Annotated in this window: 13 protein-coding genes; 4 read left to right on the forward strand and 9 right to left on the reverse strand. The window is 74.3% G+C overall.

The window, feature by feature from the left end:
- The first annotated feature begins 77 nt into the window (after nt 1–77).
- Nucleotides 78–515, forward strand: a complete 438-nt coding sequence (locus tag ACFV4G_RS18280; protein ID WP_380441450.1) for an NAD(P)-dependent oxidoreductase — start codon at nt 78–80, stop codon at nt 513–515.
- Nucleotides 516–701: 186 nt separating this feature from the next.
- On the opposite strand, the gene ACFV4G_RS18285 is transcribed toward ACFV4G_RS18280, so the two are convergent.
- The gene (locus tag ACFV4G_RS18285; RefSeq protein ID WP_380441452.1) at nt 702–1,775 is read right to left on the reverse strand and encodes an endonuclease/exonuclease/phosphatase family protein; all 1,074 of its coding nucleotides are present in this window, start codon (nt 1,773–1,775) and stop codon (nt 702–704) included.
- Nucleotides 1,776–1,861: 86 nt separating this feature from the next.
- Between ACFV4G_RS18285 and ACFV4G_RS18290 the strand changes: the two genes are divergently transcribed.
- From ACFV4G_RS18290 to ACFV4G_RS18300, 3 genes are all read left to right on the forward strand, one after another.
- The gene (locus ACFV4G_RS18290) at nt 1,862–2,548 is read left to right on the forward strand and encodes a response regulator transcription factor (RefSeq protein ID WP_380441454.1); all 687 of its coding nucleotides are present in this window, start codon (nt 1,862–1,864) and stop codon (nt 2,546–2,548) included.
- Nucleotides 2,541–3,647, forward strand: a complete 1,107-nt coding sequence (locus ACFV4G_RS18295; RefSeq protein ID WP_380441456.1) for a sensor histidine kinase — start codon at nt 2,541–2,543, stop codon at nt 3,645–3,647. The genes ACFV4G_RS18290 and ACFV4G_RS18295 overlap by 8 nt, the downstream gene beginning before the upstream one ends.
- Before the next feature lie 120 nt (nt 3,648–3,767).
- Complete coding sequence (locus ACFV4G_RS18300; RefSeq protein ID WP_380441458.1) at nt 3,768–4,946, forward strand: alpha/beta hydrolase family protein; 1,179 nt, start codon at nt 3,768–3,770, stop codon at nt 4,944–4,946.
- A 100-nt stretch (nt 4,947–5,046) separates the two neighbouring features.
- On the opposite strand, the gene ACFV4G_RS18305 is transcribed toward ACFV4G_RS18300, so the two are convergent.
- From ACFV4G_RS18305 to ACFV4G_RS18340, 8 genes are all read right to left on the reverse strand, one after another.
- On the reverse strand, nt 5,047–6,243 hold the full coding sequence (locus ACFV4G_RS18305) for an ATP-grasp domain-containing protein (protein ID WP_380441461.1): 1,197 nt from the start codon (nt 6,241–6,243) through the stop codon (nt 5,047–5,049).
- Entirely contained in the window at nt 6,240–7,760 is a 1,521-nt protein-coding gene (locus tag ACFV4G_RS18310; RefSeq protein WP_380441463.1) for an AMP-binding protein, read from the reverse strand. The genes ACFV4G_RS18305 and ACFV4G_RS18310 overlap by 4 nt, the downstream gene beginning before the upstream one ends.
- Nucleotide 7,761: 1 nt before the next feature.
- Nucleotides 7,762–9,441: an ABC transporter substrate-binding protein gene (locus ACFV4G_RS18315; protein ID WP_380441465.1), complete on the reverse strand. Its 1,680-nt coding sequence runs from the start codon at nt 9,439–9,441 to the stop codon at nt 7,762–7,764.
- Nucleotides 9,438–9,956, reverse strand: coding sequence for a flavin reductase family protein (locus tag ACFV4G_RS18320; protein ID WP_380441467.1), 519 nt, complete (start codon nt 9,954–9,956; stop codon nt 9,438–9,440). Before ACFV4G_RS18320 ends, ACFV4G_RS18315 begins: the two co-directional genes overlap by 4 nt.
- Entirely contained in the window at nt 9,953–11,002 is a 1,050-nt protein-coding gene (locus ACFV4G_RS18325) for an LLM class flavin-dependent oxidoreductase (RefSeq protein WP_380441468.1), read from the reverse strand. The genes ACFV4G_RS18320 and ACFV4G_RS18325 overlap by 4 nt, the downstream gene beginning before the upstream one ends.
- Nucleotides 11,003–11,029: 27 nt before the next feature.
- Nucleotides 11,030–11,212: an MbtH family protein gene (locus ACFV4G_RS18330; protein ID WP_380441470.1), complete on the reverse strand. Its 183-nt coding sequence runs from the start codon at nt 11,210–11,212 to the stop codon at nt 11,030–11,032.
- A 22-nt stretch (nt 11,213–11,234) separates the two neighbouring features.
- Nucleotides 11,235–12,557, reverse strand: a complete 1,323-nt coding sequence (locus ACFV4G_RS18335; RefSeq protein WP_380441472.1) for an MFS transporter — start codon at nt 12,555–12,557, stop codon at nt 11,235–11,237.
- Nucleotides 12,558–12,646: 89 nt separating this feature from the next.
- The gene (locus tag ACFV4G_RS18340) at nt 12,647–16,591 is read right to left on the reverse strand and encodes an amino acid adenylation domain-containing protein (protein ID WP_380441474.1); all 3,945 of its coding nucleotides are present in this window, start codon (nt 16,589–16,591) and stop codon (nt 12,647–12,649) included.
- Between the last annotated feature and the right edge of the window lie 28 nt (nt 16,592–16,619).

Raw genomic sequence — 16,619 nt, forward strand, 5'->3', positions numbered from 1 at the left:
GCGCCTCCCCCCCCCCGCCCCCCGGGCCCCCCCCCCCCCCCGCCGGGTGGGGGGGGTGGCGGGGGGGCCCCGACGCCGTGCTCTCCGGCATCGGCCAGGCCGGCCGCACCGACCCGCTGAAGCCCGCCTCCACGTCCGCCCGCGCGGCGGTCGCGGCCATGACGGCCACCGGGGTCCGCCGCCTGCTCGTGGTGAGCGCCGGCCCGCTCAACCGCGGCGGCACCGGCCAGCCCCTCCTCGCCTCCAAGGTCTTCACGCCACTGCTGTGGGCGGTGCTCCGCGACCTCTACACCGACCTGGAGACGATGGAGCGCCTGCTGCGCGACACCGACCTCGACTGGACGTCCGTCCGGCCGCCGCGGCTGACCGACGCCCCCGGACGCGGTCGCACCCGGCGCGACGTCGAATCCGGCCCGGCCGCGACCAGCGTCGCCCGCGAGGACGTCGCCCGCGCGATGATCGACATGGTGGCCGCGCGGGAGACCTTCCGGCACGCCGTCGGGGTCGGCGGCTGACGGACCCGAACCCGCTTGTGACGTACCGCCGGGACGCGGTCGGGTGGTGCCCGTGCCCACCGCCGAACTCACGCTCCGCGGCAGGCTGGTGATCACCGGCGGCGGGACGGACGGCCGCGGGCCCGGGCTCGATGCCGCCGAATGCCGCTGGATGCCGCCGGCCGGACCGCGGTGCCCGGCAGGCGTTCACCACCTGATGCCCGCCGCGACCGGCAGGTGGTCGCTGCCGGTGTCCGGCAGGACCCGGGAGCTCGTCGCCGTCACGCCGCGGACCAGGATCTGGTCGATCCGCACCACCGGGAACGAGGCCGGGTAGCTGAAACCGAAGCCGTCCCCGGCGGTCTCCTGGGCCGAGCGCATCCGGGCGGTGAGGCCGGCGAACGCGCGGTCGTCCAGGCTGCCGTTCAGGTCCCCCAGCAGCAGCGTCCGCTCGCTCGCGTCGGCGGCGACGGCCCGGCCGATCGCCTGCACGCCGATGTCGCGCGAGGCCGTCCAGAAGCCCGACGAGGGGAGGACCCGGACGGACCCCAGGTGTGCCACGTACACGGTCAGCGGCCCGCGGTCCGTGGCCACCGTGGTGCGCAGCGCCCGGTTCTCGGCCGCTTTGCCGTCCACCGGCCGGGTGTCCGCCAGCGGCCCGTAGTCCATGACGTCGATCGGCTGGGCGTCGCCCAGCGGCAGCCTGCTCCAGAGGCCGACGGTGCCCCGGACCACGTGGTACGGGTACGCCGCCGCGAGCCCCTTCTCGTACGCGTCCGTGGACTGCGGGGTCAGCTCCACCAGGGCCAGCAGGTCGGCGCCGGAGGCGGCCAGGCGACGTGCGGTGCCGCCCGGGTCGGGGTTGTCGGCGTCCACGTTCTGCTCGGCCACGGTGAGGTCGCCGCCCGGGCGGGACTTGTCGGCGAGCACTCCGCCGAAGAGGGTGAGCCACGCCGTGACCGGCAGCAGCAGCGCCACCACGGCGGCGGCCGATCGGCGCCACAGCGCCGCGACCAGCAGCAGCGGGACGAACAGGCCGAACCACGGCAGGAGGTTCTCCACCAGGCTGCCGAGGTGCCAGACGCCGTTCGGGATCTGCGCGTGCAGCAGCATGACCAGGCCCAGCAGCAGCGCCAGCGCCGCGAGGACCGGGCCGCGCTTCCACGGCTCCGGCCGGGAGGCGGCGCGGAGCGCCCGGTGCAGCGCCGTGCGCCGTGCGGCCGGCGCCTCCGTTCGCGTGCGCTCACCGGCGGTCGTCGTCGCGTCCTGCTTGAGGTTCATTCCGCCAGTCAACGGGGGCCGGCGTTGCCGGGGCGTATGCGATTTCCGATACGCGGACGATATGTGCGGGCTCGTAGCATCGGGGGATGCGCGTGTTGATCGTCGAGGACGAGCTCTACCTGGCCGAGGCCATCAGGGACGGCTTGCGGCTGGAGGCGATCGCGGCCGACATCGCGGGTGACGGCGACACCGCGCTGGAGCTGCTCGGCGTCAACTCCTACGACATCGCCGTCCTCGACCGCGACGTCCCCGGGCCGTCCGGTGACGAGATCGCCAGGCGCATCGTCGCCTCCGGCAGCGGCATGCCGATCCTGATGCTCACCGCGGCCGACCGGCTCGACGACAAGGCCTCCGGGTTCGAACTCGGCGCCGACGACTACCTCACCAAGCCCTTCGAACTCCGGGAACTCGCCCTCCGGCTCCGGGCCCTGGACCGCAGACGCGGCCACAACCGGCCCCCGGTGCTGGAGCTCGCCGGCCTGCGGGTGGACCCGTTCCGGCGCGAGGTCTACCGGGACGGCCGCTTCGTCGCGCTGACCAGGAAGCAGTTCGCCGTGCTCGAAGTCCTCGTCGCCGCGCAGGGCGGTGCGGTCAGCGCCGAGGAACTGCTGGAACGGGCCTGGGACGAGCACACCGACCCGTTCACGAACGCCGTGCGCATCACCGTCTCCGCCCTGCGCAAGCGCCTCGGCGAGCCGTGGATCATCGCCACCGTGCCGGGCGTCGGCTACCGCATCGACGCCACGGGAAGCACTGGAGCCGACCGTGGTTAGGGCCCCCGGACCGAGCGTCCGCCTGAAACTGGCCCTCAGCTACGCCGGGTTCCTGATGGTCGCCGCCGTCCTGCTGCTCGCCGCGGTCTGGCTCTTCCTGCTGCGGTACGTCCCCGACCGGGCGTTCCTCATCCCCGGCTCCACCGACACCCCGACCAACAACGGGGTGTTCCCCGTCCGGTCGAACCTCCTGCACGTCTTCGCCCCGAGGGCGGCCCTGGTGCTGGCGTTCCTGCTGGTGTTCGGCCTGGTCGGCGGCTGGCTCCTGGCCGGCCGGGTGCTCGCCCCGCTGAACCGCGTCACCGAGGCCACCCGGCTGGCCGCGACCGGATCCCTCCGGCACCGGATCCGACTGCCGGGCCGCGCGGACGAGTTCCGGGAACTCGCCGACGCCTTCGACACCATGCTGGCCCGGCTCGAAGCCCACGTCGACGAACAGCGCAGGTTCGCCGCCAACGCCTCGCACGAGCTGCGCACCCCGCTGGCGACCACCAAGGCGCTCCTCGACGTCGCCCGCACCGACCCCGACCCGGACGTCGCCGGGATCGTCGACCGCCTCCACGCCGTCAACACCCGGGCGATCGAGCTCACCGAGGCGCTGCTCCTGCTCAGCCGGGCCGACCAGCGCTCCTTCACCCGGGAGCCCGTCGACCTGTCCCTCCTGGCGGAGGAGGCGACCGAGACGCTCCTGCCGCTCGCCGAACGGCACGGCATCACCCTGGAAACCTCCGGCGCCGTCGCCCCCACGACCGGATCGCCGGCACTGCTGCTGCAGCTGACCGTGAACCTCGTGCACAACGCGATCGTCCACAACCTGCCCGAGGGGGGAACGGTACGCATCGACACTCGGACCCGCCCGGGCGTCGTGCTGCTCACCGTCGACAACACCGGCGAGCAGCTCTCCCCGCACCTGGTCGCGACTCTCACCGAGCCCTTCCAGCGCGGCACCGGCCGCATCCGCACCGACCACGCGGGCGTCGGCCTCGGCCTGGCGATCGTCCACTCCATCACCCGCGCCCACGACGGCACGCTCACCCTCACCCCGCGCCCCGGGGGCGGCCTGCACATCACGGTGGAACTGCCCGCGGCGGCCGCCTGACGGAAACGGCCAGTCGTCATCCAAAGGGATGACACCGCTGATTCGCATGGATGATGGCTCGTCAGAACTTGCATCGGCAGGCGGATTCGGGGGCCAGGCCCCGAATCTAGTCTCAACGGCATGAACCGATACCGCCGCGCAGCCGCCGTCGCCGCCCTCGTCCTCGCTCTTCCGCTCCCGCTGGCCGGGGCCGCCATGGCCTCGCCCGCGCAGCCCGTCGCCACCTCCGCGCCCGCCTCCGCGAGCGCCGCCTTCCACGGTGAACTCCCCCGCCCCACCGGGCCGTTCGCGGCCGGCGAGGAGGTGCTGCACCTGACCGACCCGGACCGCACCGATCCGTGGGTGCCCGCGGCCGGGCCGCGGCAGCTGACGGTGTCGATGTTCTACCCGGCCCGGCCCGGCACCGGGGAGGCCGCCCCGTACATGACCCCCGGCGAGGCGCAGAACTTCCTCGCGACGCGGGTGCCGCCGGGCACCGGTCTGCGGCCGCAGGACCTCGTCGACACCAAGACCTACGCGTACACCGGCGCGAAGGCCGCGGGCGGGAAGCACCCGCTGGTGGTGCTCTCCCCCGGCTTCGAGAACCCCCGCGCCACGCTGACCGGCCTGGCGGCCGACCTGGCGAGCCGCGGGTACGTCGTGGCCCTGGTCGGCCACACCTACGAGGACTCCGGCGAGACGCTCGCCGACGGCAGCACCCCGGGGTGCGCGCTGTGCGACAGCGGGGCACCCGACTCGCTCCCCGACAGCCGGGCGAAGGACGTGTCGTTCGTCCTGGACCGGCTCACCGGGCACCACCCGGTCTGGCGCCTCGCGCACCTGATCGACCGCGACCGCATCGGCATGGCCGGGCACTCGATCGGCGGCGCGTCGACGCTGAACGCGATGGCCGCGGACGAGCGGATCCTCGCCGGGGTGAACATGGACGGATCCTTCTTCCCGCCGGTCCCGACCGACAAGCTCGACGGACGCGCGTTCCTCCTGCTCGGCAAGCAGAGCGACCACTCCGCCGGCAGCGGCGACCCGTCGTGGGGGCAGGCCTGGGCGGGCTGGGACGGCTACAAGCCCTGGCTGGCCGTCGCCGGCACCACGCACGCGAGCTTCACGGACGTCCCGGTCCTGGCCGCCGAGGCCGGCCTCCCGCTCCCTCCCGGCACGACCACCTCACCCGAGCGCGGGATGCAGCTGACGCGGGAGTACGTCGGCGCCTTCTTCGACCAGACCCTGAAGGGCCTCCACGAGCCCCTGCTCGACGGCCCGTCGGCGGCGAACCCGGAGGTGTCCTTCCAGCACCCGTGACCGGCACCCGTGACCGGCACCCCTGACCGGCACCCCTGACCGGAGGCTGTCTCCGCCCCTCGGCGGAAACAGCCTCCGCTCCGCGCCCCGAGCGTTGCGATCAGGCCAGCGTCGGGCGGACCGCCAGGAAGCGGTCGACCGTGCGCTCCAGGTCCTCCGGCGTGGCGCAGTCCAGGATCGCCCAACCGATCCGCTCCTGCGAGGAGTGCGGCGGCCCCACCACCGCGCCCGGTTCGGCGTTGACGCCGCCGCGCACCACGCCGGGCCAGGCCAGCCACTCGTGCTCGCCGGCCGACTTCAGCACGCCGGTCCGGTCGGCCGTCACGAAGCAGCTGCCCGCGTGGTGCATGGCGACGTCGGAGGGCGGCTGGAACGTGCCGCCCCGGGCGAGGGTGAGCACGTCGGCGAACAGGTCGGTGCCGGCCACGATCGACGTCGCCTCCATGCAGTGGTCGCCGGGGGCCCGGACCGCGACCTCCATGATCACCAGGTCGGTACCCCTGGTCCGGAACTCGACGAACATGATCCCGGTCCGCATCCGGATCGCGTCCGCCACCGCCTGGCCGAGCGCGTCGGCGGCGCGGCCGAGCTCCGGGTCGGTCCGCTGGTGCCCGGCGAAGTGCGCGAGCTCGACGAAGTCCGGTGCGTTGGTGGTGAGTTTGCGGGTCAGGCTGCCGAAGCAGACCCGGCCGTCGACCGCCAGCCCCTCCCAGTTGTACTCCTGGCCCTCGACGTAGTCCTCCACCAGCAGGGCGCCCTCGGTGTCCCGCCGGGCGACCGCGTCGGCCCACTCCGCCGGGGTCGCGACCCGCTCGACGCCCTCGCTGCCCGCCCGGTCGAGCGCCTTCACCACGACCGGCAGACGGCCGGCCGCCCACTCGGTGGCGGCCGACAGCCGCGGGGTCTTGAGGTGCTCGGGGTTGGCCAGACCGGCGGCCGCGAACCGGAAGCGCTGCTGGCTCTTGTCCCGGGAGATGGCCGCCGCGTCCAGGCCGGGACCGGGCAGGCGGTGCTGTTCCTGGGCCATCGCCGCGGCCAGCACGTGCACCTCGGAGGAGGCCACCACGCCCTCCGGACGCACCCGGCGGACCAGTTCGGCGGTGGGCCGGATCCAGCCGTCGTCCCGTCCGGTCGCCGCCGGGTCGACCTCGGCGGTGGCGGTGATGCAGTCGTACCGCTCGCGCAGTTCGGCGGCCCGCGCGGCGGTCTCCACGAGGGCGATCTCCAGGCCGAGCCGCTCCGCCGCGCGCAGGTAGCCTTCGAGGATCGGGGCGGCCCCGACCAGGACGATGCTCATCGGACACCTTCGGTGAGTGAGGCCGCCAGGGCGCGGCGGTCGGTCTTGCCATTGGGGTTGAGCGGCAGCGCGTCGAGGTGGGTGAAGCCGCGCGGCACCATGTACGGGGGCAGGTCGCCGAGCAGCGAGCGCAGCGCCACCGGATCCTGCTCCCCGCCCGTGTAGCAGGCCTCCAGGCCCGGCTCGTCGTGGGCGTCGGGCAGCGCCAGCACCACCGCGTCGGTGACGCCCGGCAGTGCGCGCAGGGCCGCCTCCACCTCGCCGAGTTCGATGCGGTGGCCGCGGATCTTGACCTGCTGGTCCAGCCGGCCGAGGTGGACCAGGCCGTGGCCGCTCACCGCGACCCGGTCCCCGGTCCGGTAGTAGAGCTCCGGGCCCACCGTCTCCTCCTGGTGGATCACCGCCCGGGTCCCGTCGAAGGAGACGAAGCGCCCGGGGTTGTCGGAGGGCTGGAGGTAGCCGGGAAATCGCTGCGCCCCGCGAATGCACAACTCGCCCTCCTGCGCCGGGAGTCCGTCCTCGTCCAGGACCAGGAAGTCCAGGTGGGGGTAGGGCTCGCCGATGGGGACGGTGCCGTTCGCCGGGGACGGCCACTCCTCGGGCCGGGTGGGCAGCCGGTACTCGGTGCAGATCACGGTGGTCTCGGTCGGACCGTACAGGTTCTCCAGCAGGCTGCCGGGCGCGGCCCGGCGCCACAGGTCGATCTGCTGCACGGTCAGCCGCTCGCCGCAGAATCCGCTCCAGCGCAGGCTGGGCATGCTGTCCGGGGCCAGGTCGCGCAGCCGGTGCGCGTAGTTGATGATCGACGGCACCGAGAACCAGTGGGTGATCCGCTGCCGGGCGATGAAGCGGGCGGGGCGCACCAGTTCGCTGCGGGTCGGCACGACCAGGGTCGCGCCGGAGCCCCAGGCCGAGAACATGTCCCACACCGACGGGTCGAAGGTGAGGTCGAAGGTCTGCGACAGCCGGCAGCCGGGGCCCAGTTCGTACCGCGGGATGACGTGGTCCAGCAGCGCCGAGACGTTGCGCTGCAGCACCGGCACCCCCTTGGGCGTGCCGGTCGAGCCGGAGGTGAACAGGATGTAGGCGATGTCGTCCGGCCCGGCCGCCCCCACCGGCGCCTGGTCCGCGGGGTCCGCCGGCGCGTCGGCGAGCACCACCGGCACCGGCAGGCCCGGCGCCGGCGCCTCGCTCAGCACGACGTCCAGCCGGGCCAGTTCGGCGACGGCGGCGAGCCGGTCGGCGGAGAAGCCGGGGTTGAGCGGGACGGCGGTGGCGCCGAGCCGGTGGACCGCCAGGTAGCCGGCGTACGCGGCGACGCTGCGGTTGGCCAGCACGCCGACCCGGCGCGGCGTACGGCCGGCGCACCCGGCCACCAGCCGGACGGCCGCCAGCCGGGCCTGCTCGGCGAGTTCGGCGTAGCCGAGCCGACGGTCGCCGACCTCCAGCGCGCTGAGCTCGGGATGGCGCCGCGCGGTCGCGGTGAACCGCTCGTAGAGCGTGGGCTGGTCGGCCATGTCAGTCCTCCAGGGCGGTGACGTCGGCATGCGTGACATCGGCGTCCGGGACACCGGCGTCGGTGACGTAGGCGTTGTAGTAGACCGGGGTGCCGAGGAAGGAGGAGGTGAACACCCCGCCCACCTGCGAGCCGTGCAGCGCGAGGTGCACGTAGGAGAACAGCGGCACGACCGGCACGTGGTCGCGCATGAGCAGCTCGTCCAGGGCCGCCCACTCGCCGGCGGCCGGTTCGGCGGGCAGCCGGCCGATGCGCTCGATCTCGGCGTCGACCGCCGGATCGGCGAGGTAGCTGGTGTTGTCGTTGCCGCTCGGGCCGATGGTCCGCCCGTCGAAGGCGCCGAGCAGGGTGGAGGCTCCGGGCCAGTCGGCGGCCAGGCACATCATGTAGAGGTCGTACGGGTTGCCGCGGGTCTTCAGGGCGCCGTTGTGCGAGGGCCGGTCGATCTCCACCACTTCGGTGCGGAACCCGGCCCGGTCCAGGCTGTCCGCGAGCGCGCGGCTGCCGGCCAGGAAGTAGTCGCCGTCCCGGCTGAGCAGCCTCAGCTCGGGCGTCCGGCCCGCGAGCAGTTCCGCGGCGGCCGCGGGGTCGCCGTTCGGGCCGCCGGGGTTCGGGTCGGGGTAGTCGCGGTGGCCGATGGTGGCGGCGGGCAGGATGGTGTGCACCGGCTCGCCCTGGGTGTCGCCCACCATGACGGCGCGGACGCCGACGCGGTCCACCGCGCGGGCGATGGCCCGGCGCACGTCGGGGTCGGCGACCCGGGCGGTGTTGATCGCCAGGTACCAGATCAGCGGGGTCGGGTCGCGGCGCAGCCGGCCGGCCAGGGACGGGTCGGCGAGCAGCTGCGCACCGACCGCCTGCGGGGCGTTGTTCTCGGCCACCGCCCGGGCGTCGTGGCCCCGTTCGTCCCTGACCCGCAGGTTCTGCTCGCCGCTCCCGACGCCGAGCTCGATCTCGATCCGGTCGGGGTGGTCGTGCCGGACGGGATCGGTGGCCGGGTCCCAGTGCGGGTTGCGCTCCAGGGTGATCCGCTTGTCGGGGACGTGTTCGGCGATCCGGTACGGGCCGCTGGCGACCGGGGCGAGATCGTAGTCCGCGCCGGTGTCGGCGTCGCGCGGGACGGGCGCGGTGACCGCCTGGGAGGCGGCGAACGGCAGGTCGGGGTGCGGCTCGCGGAAGCGGAACACGAGGGTGTGGGAGTCCGGCGTCTCCAGGCCGGGCACGTCGGCGGGGCCGGCCGCGTACGGGCCCGGGTAGTCGCCGTTCTCGCCGAGCCAGGTGCGCAGGTAGGTCGGGCCGTCGGAGACCTCCGGCGCGAACGAGCGGGCGATCCCGTACGCGACGTCGGCGGCGGTGACCTCGCGGCCGTCCTCGAACCGGACGCCCCGTTTGAGGGTGAACTCCCAGGTGCGGCCGTCGCCGTCGACGTCGCGGCCGGGCGTCTCGGCGAGGTCGCCGACCAGCACCCGGCCGCCGGCGCCGTCCTCGCGGAACATGGTCAGGGTGCGGAAGAGCAGGTGTCCGACGGCCATCGACTGGAGGGTGTAGCTGCGCTGCGGGTCCAGGTGGTCGTAGGCGGCGTCGCGCAGGATGTGCAGGGTGCCGCCGCGGCGGGCGCCGGGCTGGGCGGGGGCCGGGCCCCGGGAGGCGGCCGGGTCGCGGGCGATGGCGTCGGAGGTCATGCGGGTATCTCCAGTGCGGGGGCGGTGGTGTGGAAGGCGCCGCCGGAGAACACCAGCGGCTGCGCGGCGGGCGGGCGGCCGATCGCCTGGACCGCGCCGACGACGATCGCGTGGTCGCCGGCCGGGTGGACGGCGTGGACCGTGCAGTCGAACCAGCCGGCGCCGTCGAGCAGCACCGGGCTGCCGGTGGCCGGCCCCGGCGCCCAGGCGTCGTCGGCGAAGGCGGCCGCGCCGAGCGGCCGCCGGGGGTCGGCGAAGCGGCGCGCGGTGGCCTGCTGCCCGGCGCCGAGCACGGTGACCGCGAAGGCGCCGGTGGCGAGCAGGTGTTCGCGGATCCGGGCCTTGTGGCCGACGCAGACCAGGACGAGCAGCGGGTCGAGCGAGACGGTGGCGAAGGAGTTCGCGGTCATGCCGAACGGCCCGTCGGCCGACCGGGTGGCCACCACAGTCACGCCGGTGGCGAAGCGGCCCGCCACGCTGCGGAACGCGTCCGGGTCCGGCGCGGTCCGGTTCATCCGGCGCTCCGCTGCCGGAGCCGGTCCAGGTGTTCCAGGCCCGCGAGGACGGTCTCGTCCGGGATGCCGAAGTCGATCAGGCAGGCCAGTTCGTCGACGCCGGCGGCCCTGGCCCGTTCCACGACCGCGGACGCCTGCTCGACCGTGCCGAACAGGCCGCTGGAGTCGTAGTAGGTGTCGAAGGAGCGGCGGACCAGGAAGTCCACGTCCGACTCGCGGAGCTTGTCGACGTCGAAGCCCTGGAGCAGGCTGGTCGCGGAGCGGGCGATCAGCCGGAAGGAGCTCTTCAGGTACTGCGTGAACGGCTCGCGGACGGTCTCGCGGACCTGCTCCGGGTCCTCGCCGAGGAAGCTGTGCAGCATCAGCACGACGTGTCCGGGCCGGCCGTCGTGGCCGGGCCGGGCGGCCAGCGCCTTGCGATAGACGGCGATCTTCTCGGCGAGCTGGTCGAAGTCCTGGCCCAGCAGGTGGGTCAGGACGCCCGCACCGGCCCGCCCGGCGGCCTCGAAGGTCTGCGGCCCGCCGGCGCTGGTGACCCAGACCGGCAGTTCGGGCTGGACCGGCCGCGGGAAGGCCCGCACCTCGGCCGGGTTCCCGGCGCCGTCCACCACCGGCAGCGGCTCGCCGCGCCACAGCGCCCGCAGGGCGTCGACGGTGTCCAGCACGGCCTGCTTGCGCTCCGGGTAGCCCTCGGGCCGCAGCGCGAAGTCCACCGCGTTCCAGCCGGAGGCCAGGGAGATGCCGGCCCGGCCGTTCGACAGGTTGTCGACCACCGCCCATTCCTCGGCGATCCGCAGCGGGTGGTGCAGCGGGGCGACGACGCTGCCGGCCCGGACGCCGATCCGCTCGGTCACCGCGGCGACGGCGGCGCCGGTCACCGAGGGGTTCGGGTAGGGCGCGCCGAACGGGTGGAAGTGCCGCTCCGGGGTCCACACGGCCGCGAAGCCGTGGGTGTCGGCGAACCGGGCCCCGTCCAGCAGGAGGCGGTACCTCCCGCGGGACGGGTCGTCCGAGCCGTCGGCGAAGTAGAAGAGACTGAAGTCCATGGGGCTTCCTCGGGGTTGTGCGAACGGCTAGCGGACGGCGAGCGGTCGGAGGTCCGTCCACACCTCGGCCACGTGCGCCAGGCACGCGGCCCGGTCGCCCCGGAAGCCGGTCTCGCGCCAGCCCGCCGGGACGGGGACGAGGACGGGCCAGACCGAGTACTGCTCCTGGTCGTTGACGACGACGGTGTGCACCGGCTGGTACTCCTGCACGGCAATGCCTTTCGGTTGGAACTCAGTGGGAACGGAGTTCGTCGGAGATCGGGTCGGGCAGGCGGTGTTTGATCCGCACCAGCGAGGAGGTGCCGAGCGGGATCAGGGCCAGGCAGAACCCGAGGGTGGTGATCAGGACGGTGGTGCGCAGGCCGAGGAGCGAGCCGAGCCCGCCGCCGACCAGCGCGCCCACCGGGGCGATGCCCATGGCCACGAACCGGTTGGTGGCCGCCACCCGGCCCTGCAGCGAGTCCGGCGTGATGGACTGGCGGATCGTCACCATGGTCACGTTGTTGGCCACGCCGAACGAGGCGAAGACGAAGTTGACGGCCATCAGCGCGCCGGTCTCCACCGGTCCGCTGCCGCGCACCAGGGCGATCAGCGGCATGACGAGGTTGGCCACGCACGCGGTGAGCAGCATGGTCCGGCCGTAGCCGAGCTTCTTCGGCAGCCGGCCGGCGAACACCGCGCCCACCAGGAAGCCGGGGCCGAGCGCCGCCATCACGAGGCCGATCTCGCCCGCGCTCAGCCCCAGGGTGTGCGGCATGTACTGGACGAAGACCACCTCGAAGGCGGTGAAGGACAGGTTGAAGGTGGAGGCCATCAGCGTCATGGTGCGCAGCGGCTCGTTGCGGAACACCAGGCGCAGCCCCTCCCGCACCTGGCGCAGGGTGCCGGCGGCCCCGCCGTCGCCGGTCGGCTCGGCGGGCTGCTCCCGGTGCCGGATCAGCCAGATGTTCAGGACCGACAGCAGGTAGGAGACGGACGCGGCGGCCACCGCGAGCGGTGCGCTCAGCCACTGCACCAGCACGCCGCCGATCGCCGGGCCGCCGATGGTCGCGGCCGACTGGCTGCTGCCCAGCGCCGAGTTGCCGGCCGCCAGGTCCTCGCGGTCGACCAGCCGGGGCAGGTAGGCCTGCGCGGCCACGTCGAACAGGACGGTGCAGCAGCCGGCCAGGAAGCCGAGCACGTACAGCCAGCCGATGCCGAGCCGGTGCATCGCGTACAGCACCGGGACCAGGCCGAGGATCAGGGCCCGGCCCAGGTCGGCGGCGGCCATCAGGTTGCGCCGGCGGACCCGGTCGACCAGCACGCCGGCGAACAGCGAGACCAGCAGGTAGGGCAGTCTGACCGTGGTGGACAGCAGGCCGACCTGCTGGGAGCTCGCGGCCAGCGCGAGCACGGCCGTCAGCGGCAGCGCGAACTCGCTGATCTGGGCGGCGAACAGGGAGGCCGACTGGCCGATCCACAGTTTGGTGAAGTCGGCGTTGCGCCACAGGCTGGGGCGGGGTGCGGCCTCCTCCTCCCCGGAACCGGGTGCGGCCTCGGCGGCGGCGGTCGACATGGTGGGGCTCCTCAGGGTGCGGTGGTGGGTTCGGCGCCCCGGCCGGCCGGACGGGCGCGGACCGGCCGTGCGGCCGGCCGGGGGGCGGGTCAGACGGAGACGTCCCCGGCGGGCTCGCCGGCGAGCGCGGCCTCGATGCGGGCGGCCAGCTTGTGCACGTTGGGCCGCTCCAGCATCGAGAAGTGGTTGCCGGGCGACACGTCGATCAGCAGCCGGCCGTCGACCCGGCGGGTCCAGCCGAAGTCCCAGCCGCTGAACATCTCGTGCTCGGCGCGGATCAGCAGCATGTCGCCGCGGAACGGCTCGCGCGGGGTGTCCCGGTAGCGGATGAGCGCGCGGGCGTGGCGCTGGTACAGCCGGACCAGCCGGCGCAGGTCCTCGACGCTGGCCGCGTCCTCGCGCTCGTCGGCGGTGCCCTTGGTCAGCTTGAGCACGAAGCGCAGCCGGGCCTCCGGGTCCAGCGCCTCCAGCTCGGCTTCGGTGGTGGGCAGTTTGTGGGCGAAGGCACCCATGATGGCGGCCGACTCGGAGACGGTGTAGCGCGGCGGCACCGGGTCGTCGATGCTGGCGCTGACCACCACGAGGGCGGCCACCTCCTGCCCGGCCCGCTGGAGCTGACGGGCCATCTCGTAGGAGACCATGCCGCCCATGCACCAGCCGCCGAGGTGGTACGGCCCCTCGGGCTGGACGGCCCGCAGGTGCTCCAGGTAGAGCGCGGCGATCTCCTCGACGGTGTCCGGGCGCGGCACGTCCGGACCGGCGTACTCCGGGGCCTGCACTCCGTGGAAGGGCTGCGCCTCGTCGAGCTCGTCGACCAGGTCCGCGTAGCTGAACACGGCGCCGCCGAGCGGGTGGACGAAGAACAGCGGCGGCCGGCCGCCGGTGGAGCGGAACGGCACCACCACGCCGCGGTCGGCGGCGAGTTCGCCGTCCACGATCCGGGCGAGCTTCTCCACGGTGCCGCCCTCGAAGAGCGCCGCGACCGGCACGTCGACGTCGGTGATGTCCGGCAGTCGCATCACCACGCGCAGCGCGGAGATCGAGTTGCCGCCCAGGTCGAGGAAGTTGTCGGTGACGCCGACCTTCTCGATCCCGAGCACGTCGGCCCAGATCGCGGCCAGCGCGCGCTCGGTGTCGGTGCGCGGTTCGACGAACTCCCCGGCGGTGGTCTCCTCGCGGCCCGGGGCGGGGAGCCGGTTGCGGTCCACCTTGCCGTTCGGGGTGAGCGGGAAGGCGTCGAGCACCACGAAGGCGCTCGGCACCATGTACTCGGGCAGCGCGGCGGCGACCGCGGCGCGCAGGTCGGCCGTGGCCGGGGCGGCGCCGTCCGCCGCGGTGAGGTAGGCCACGAGCCGCGGGTCGCCCGCGCGGTCCTCGCGGGCGGCCACCACGACCCGGCCGACGCCGGGCTGCCGGGCCAGCACCGTCTCGATCTCGCCCAGCTCGATCCGGAAGCCGCGCAGCTTGACCTGGTGGTCCGAGCGGCCGAGGAACTCCAGTTCGCCGGAGGGCAGTCGACGCACCACGTCGCCGGTGCGGTACATCCGGGCGCCGTCGCCCGCGAACGGGTCCGGCAGGAAGCGGTCGGCGGTCAGGTCCGGCCGGCCGAGGTAGCCGCGGGCCAGGCCGTCGCCGCCGAGGTGGAGGTCGCCCGGGACGCCGTCCGGCACGAGGCCGAGGTGCTCGTCCAGCACGTGCACCCGGGTGTTGGCGATCGGGCGGCCGAGTCCGACCGGCCGGTCCGGGGCCACGCGCTGCAGGCAGGACCAGATGGTGGTCTCGGTCGGGCCGTAGGCGTTCCAGACCACCGGGAAGCGGGCGGTCAGTTCACCGGCCAGGTCGGCGGGCAGGGCCTCGCCGCCGGAGATCACCCGCAGCCGCTCGTCCGGCCGCAGCCCGGCCTCGACCAGGAGGCGCCAGCTGGAGGGGGTGGCCTGCATCAGGGTCGGGCGGGTGCGCTCCAGGTGCTCGCGCAGCCGGGGCCCGTCCACCGCGATGTCCGGGGCGAGGACGAGCTCGGCGCCGGCCAGCAGCGGCAGGTACACCTCCAGGCCCGCGATGTCGAAGGAGAGGGAGGTGACCGCCAGCAGCCGGTCCTGCTCGGTGATCGCGAGGTCCCGCTCGAAGGACTGCAGCAGGTTGAGCAGCGCGCCGTGCGGGATCTGCACGCCCTTGGGCCGGCCGGTGGAGCCGGAGGTGTAGATGACGTACGCGAGGCGGTCCGCGGTGGCCAGCGGCGGCGGGCACTCGGCCGGGTAGCCGTCCCCGGCGGCGGCGTCCACGGCCACCACCCGGGCCCCGGCCGGGTCCAGCGCGTCCTCCAGCCCGGGGTCGCAGAGCAGCACGGCCGCACCGGCGTCGTCGAGCATGTACTCCAGGCGGTCCTGCGGGTAGTTCGGGTCCAGCGGCACGTACGCGCCGCCGGCCTTGAGCACGGCGAGCAGGCTGACGACGAGTTCGGCCGACCGGGCCTGGTGGACGCCGACCAGCACGTCCGGGCCGACGCCGAGTTCGCGCAGCCGCCAGGCGAGCCGGTTGGCGCGGGCCTCCAGTTCGGCGTAGGACAGCTCGACCCGGTCGGTGCGCAGCGCCACCGCGTCGGCGCGGCGGGCGGCGGTGGCGGACAGCAGCTCCGGCAGGGTGTGCACGGAGCGCTCGGCCGCGGTGTCGTTCAGGGCGCGGACCAGCCGGTCGGTCTGTTCCGGGCCGAGCAGCGCGGCGGACTGGGCCGGGGCGTCCGGGTCCGCCACCAGCGCGGCCAGCGCGGCCGCGTAGTAGCCGCCGATCTCGGCGATCCGGCGCCCGGAGAACTGCGCCTCGTCGAAGTTGATCCGCAGCCGGACCTCCTCGGTGACCGGGTCGGTGCCGAAGTTCGCGGTGAACGGGAAGTTCGTCTGCTCGAAGAACTCGCTCCCGGCGATCTCGATCCGGGTGAGGGCGAGGTCGTAGCCGCGGAAGTTGCGGTGGTCGACGACGGTCTCGAACAGCTCGGGCCGTTCCAGGTCCCGCAGCAGCTGGGCCATCGGGTAGCGGCGGTGCGCGAGCGACTCGCTCTCCTGGCGGTGGATCTGCCGGGCCAGGTCGAGCCAGCTCACGCCGGCCGTCTCGGCGACCAGCGGCAGGGTGTTGAGGAACAGGCCCACCACCTGGTCCCCGTCGGCGGTCTCGGGGCGGCCGTTGCTGACCCGGCCGGTCACCACCCGGGTCCGGCCGGACAGCAGCGCCAGCACGCGGGCGTGCGCGGCGAACATGACCGCCTTGACCGGCACCCTGGCCCGGGCCGCGACCGCGCGCAGCCCGTCCGCGAGCCCGTCCGGCAGCGGCACCTCGTGCACCCGGGCCGACCGGCCGGCGGCCAGGCCCGGCTCGTCGAAGCGGGGCAGGCCGGTGAACTCGGTGCCGGCCAGGGTCCGCGTCCAGTGGTCGCGGGCGGCGGGGTCGGCCAGCGCCTCCTGTTCGAGCAGGACGAAGTCCCGGAAACGGGTGACCGGCGCGGCCGGGGCGGCAACGTCACCGGCACCGGCACCGGCGAGCCTGGCGTCGTACCCGGTCAGCAGCTGCGAGGTGACCAGCGACAGGCTCCAGCCGTCCAGGATCGCGTGGTGGAAGCTCAGGTTGAGCCGGAAGTCCCGGTCGGCGAACAACTGGACGTGCAGCCGCAGCAGCGGGGCGGCGGCCAGGTCGAAGGGCGTGGCCTTCTCCTGCGCGGTCCACTCCGCGACCCGGCGCCGCTGCTCCTCCTCGGCGAGGCCGCGCAGGTCCTCGACGGTGAGGGGGGTCGGCACGGCGGAGTGCACCAACTGCATCGGCTGGCTGAAGTTCGCCAGGTCGATGGCGCTGCGCAGGACGTCGGAGCGCTCGATCACTCCGGCCAGCACCTCGCGCAGGGCATCCTCGTCGAACGGGCCGGTCAGGCGGATCGCCGAGATGTCGTGGTAGGTGGGACTGTCCCGGTCCCGCATGCTGTGGTACAGCATTCCGGACTGGAGCCTGGTCAGCGGGTAGGCGTCGACGATCTCGCCGGGGTTCGGCATGTCGATCCTTTCGGTAGTTCGGTGAGTG

It is taken from the genome of Kitasatospora sp. NPDC059747 (genome assembly GCF_042732955.1).
Taxonomy (GTDB): Bacteria; Actinomycetota; Actinomycetes; order Streptomycetales; family Streptomycetaceae; genus Kitasatospora.

What these genes read in the sequence shown, in the direction of transcription:
- ACFV4G_RS18285 (WP_380441452.1), bottom strand. Translation starts at nt 1,775, where the DNA reads ATGAACCTCAAGCAGGACGCGACGACGACCGCCGGTGAGCGCACGCGA.
- ACFV4G_RS18290 (WP_380441454.1), top strand. Translation starts at nt 1,862, where the DNA reads ATGCGCGTGTTGATCGTCGAGGACGAGCTCTACCTGGCCGAGGCCATC.
- ACFV4G_RS18300 (WP_380441458.1), top strand. Translation starts at nt 3,768, where the DNA reads ATGAACCGATACCGCCGCGCAGCCGCCGTCGCCGCCCTCGTCCTCGCT.
- ACFV4G_RS18305 (WP_380441461.1), bottom strand. Translation starts at nt 6,243, where the DNA reads ATGAGCATCGTCCTGGTCGGGGCCGCCCCGATCCTCGAAGGCTACCTG.
- ACFV4G_RS18310 (WP_380441463.1), bottom strand. Translation starts at nt 7,760, where the DNA reads ATGGCCGACCAGCCCACGCTCTACGAGCGGTTCACCGCGACCGCGCGG.
- ACFV4G_RS18315 (WP_380441465.1), bottom strand. Translation starts at nt 9,441, where the DNA reads ATGACCTCCGACGCCATCGCCCGCGACCCGGCCGCCTCCCGGGGCCCG.
- ACFV4G_RS18320 (WP_380441467.1), bottom strand. Translation starts at nt 9,956, where the DNA reads ATGAACCGGACCGCGCCGGACCCGGACGCGTTCCGCAGCGTGGCGGGC.
- ACFV4G_RS18325 (WP_380441468.1), bottom strand. Translation starts at nt 11,002, where the DNA reads ATGGACTTCAGTCTCTTCTACTTCGCCGACGGCTCGGACGACCCGTCC.
- ACFV4G_RS18335 (WP_380441472.1), bottom strand. Translation starts at nt 12,557, where the DNA reads ATGTCGACCGCCGCCGCCGAGGCCGCACCCGGTTCCGGGGAGGAGGAG.
- ACFV4G_RS18340 (WP_380441474.1), bottom strand. Translation starts at nt 16,591, where the DNA reads ATGCCGAACCCCGGCGAGATCGTCGACGCCTACCCGCTGACCAGGCTC.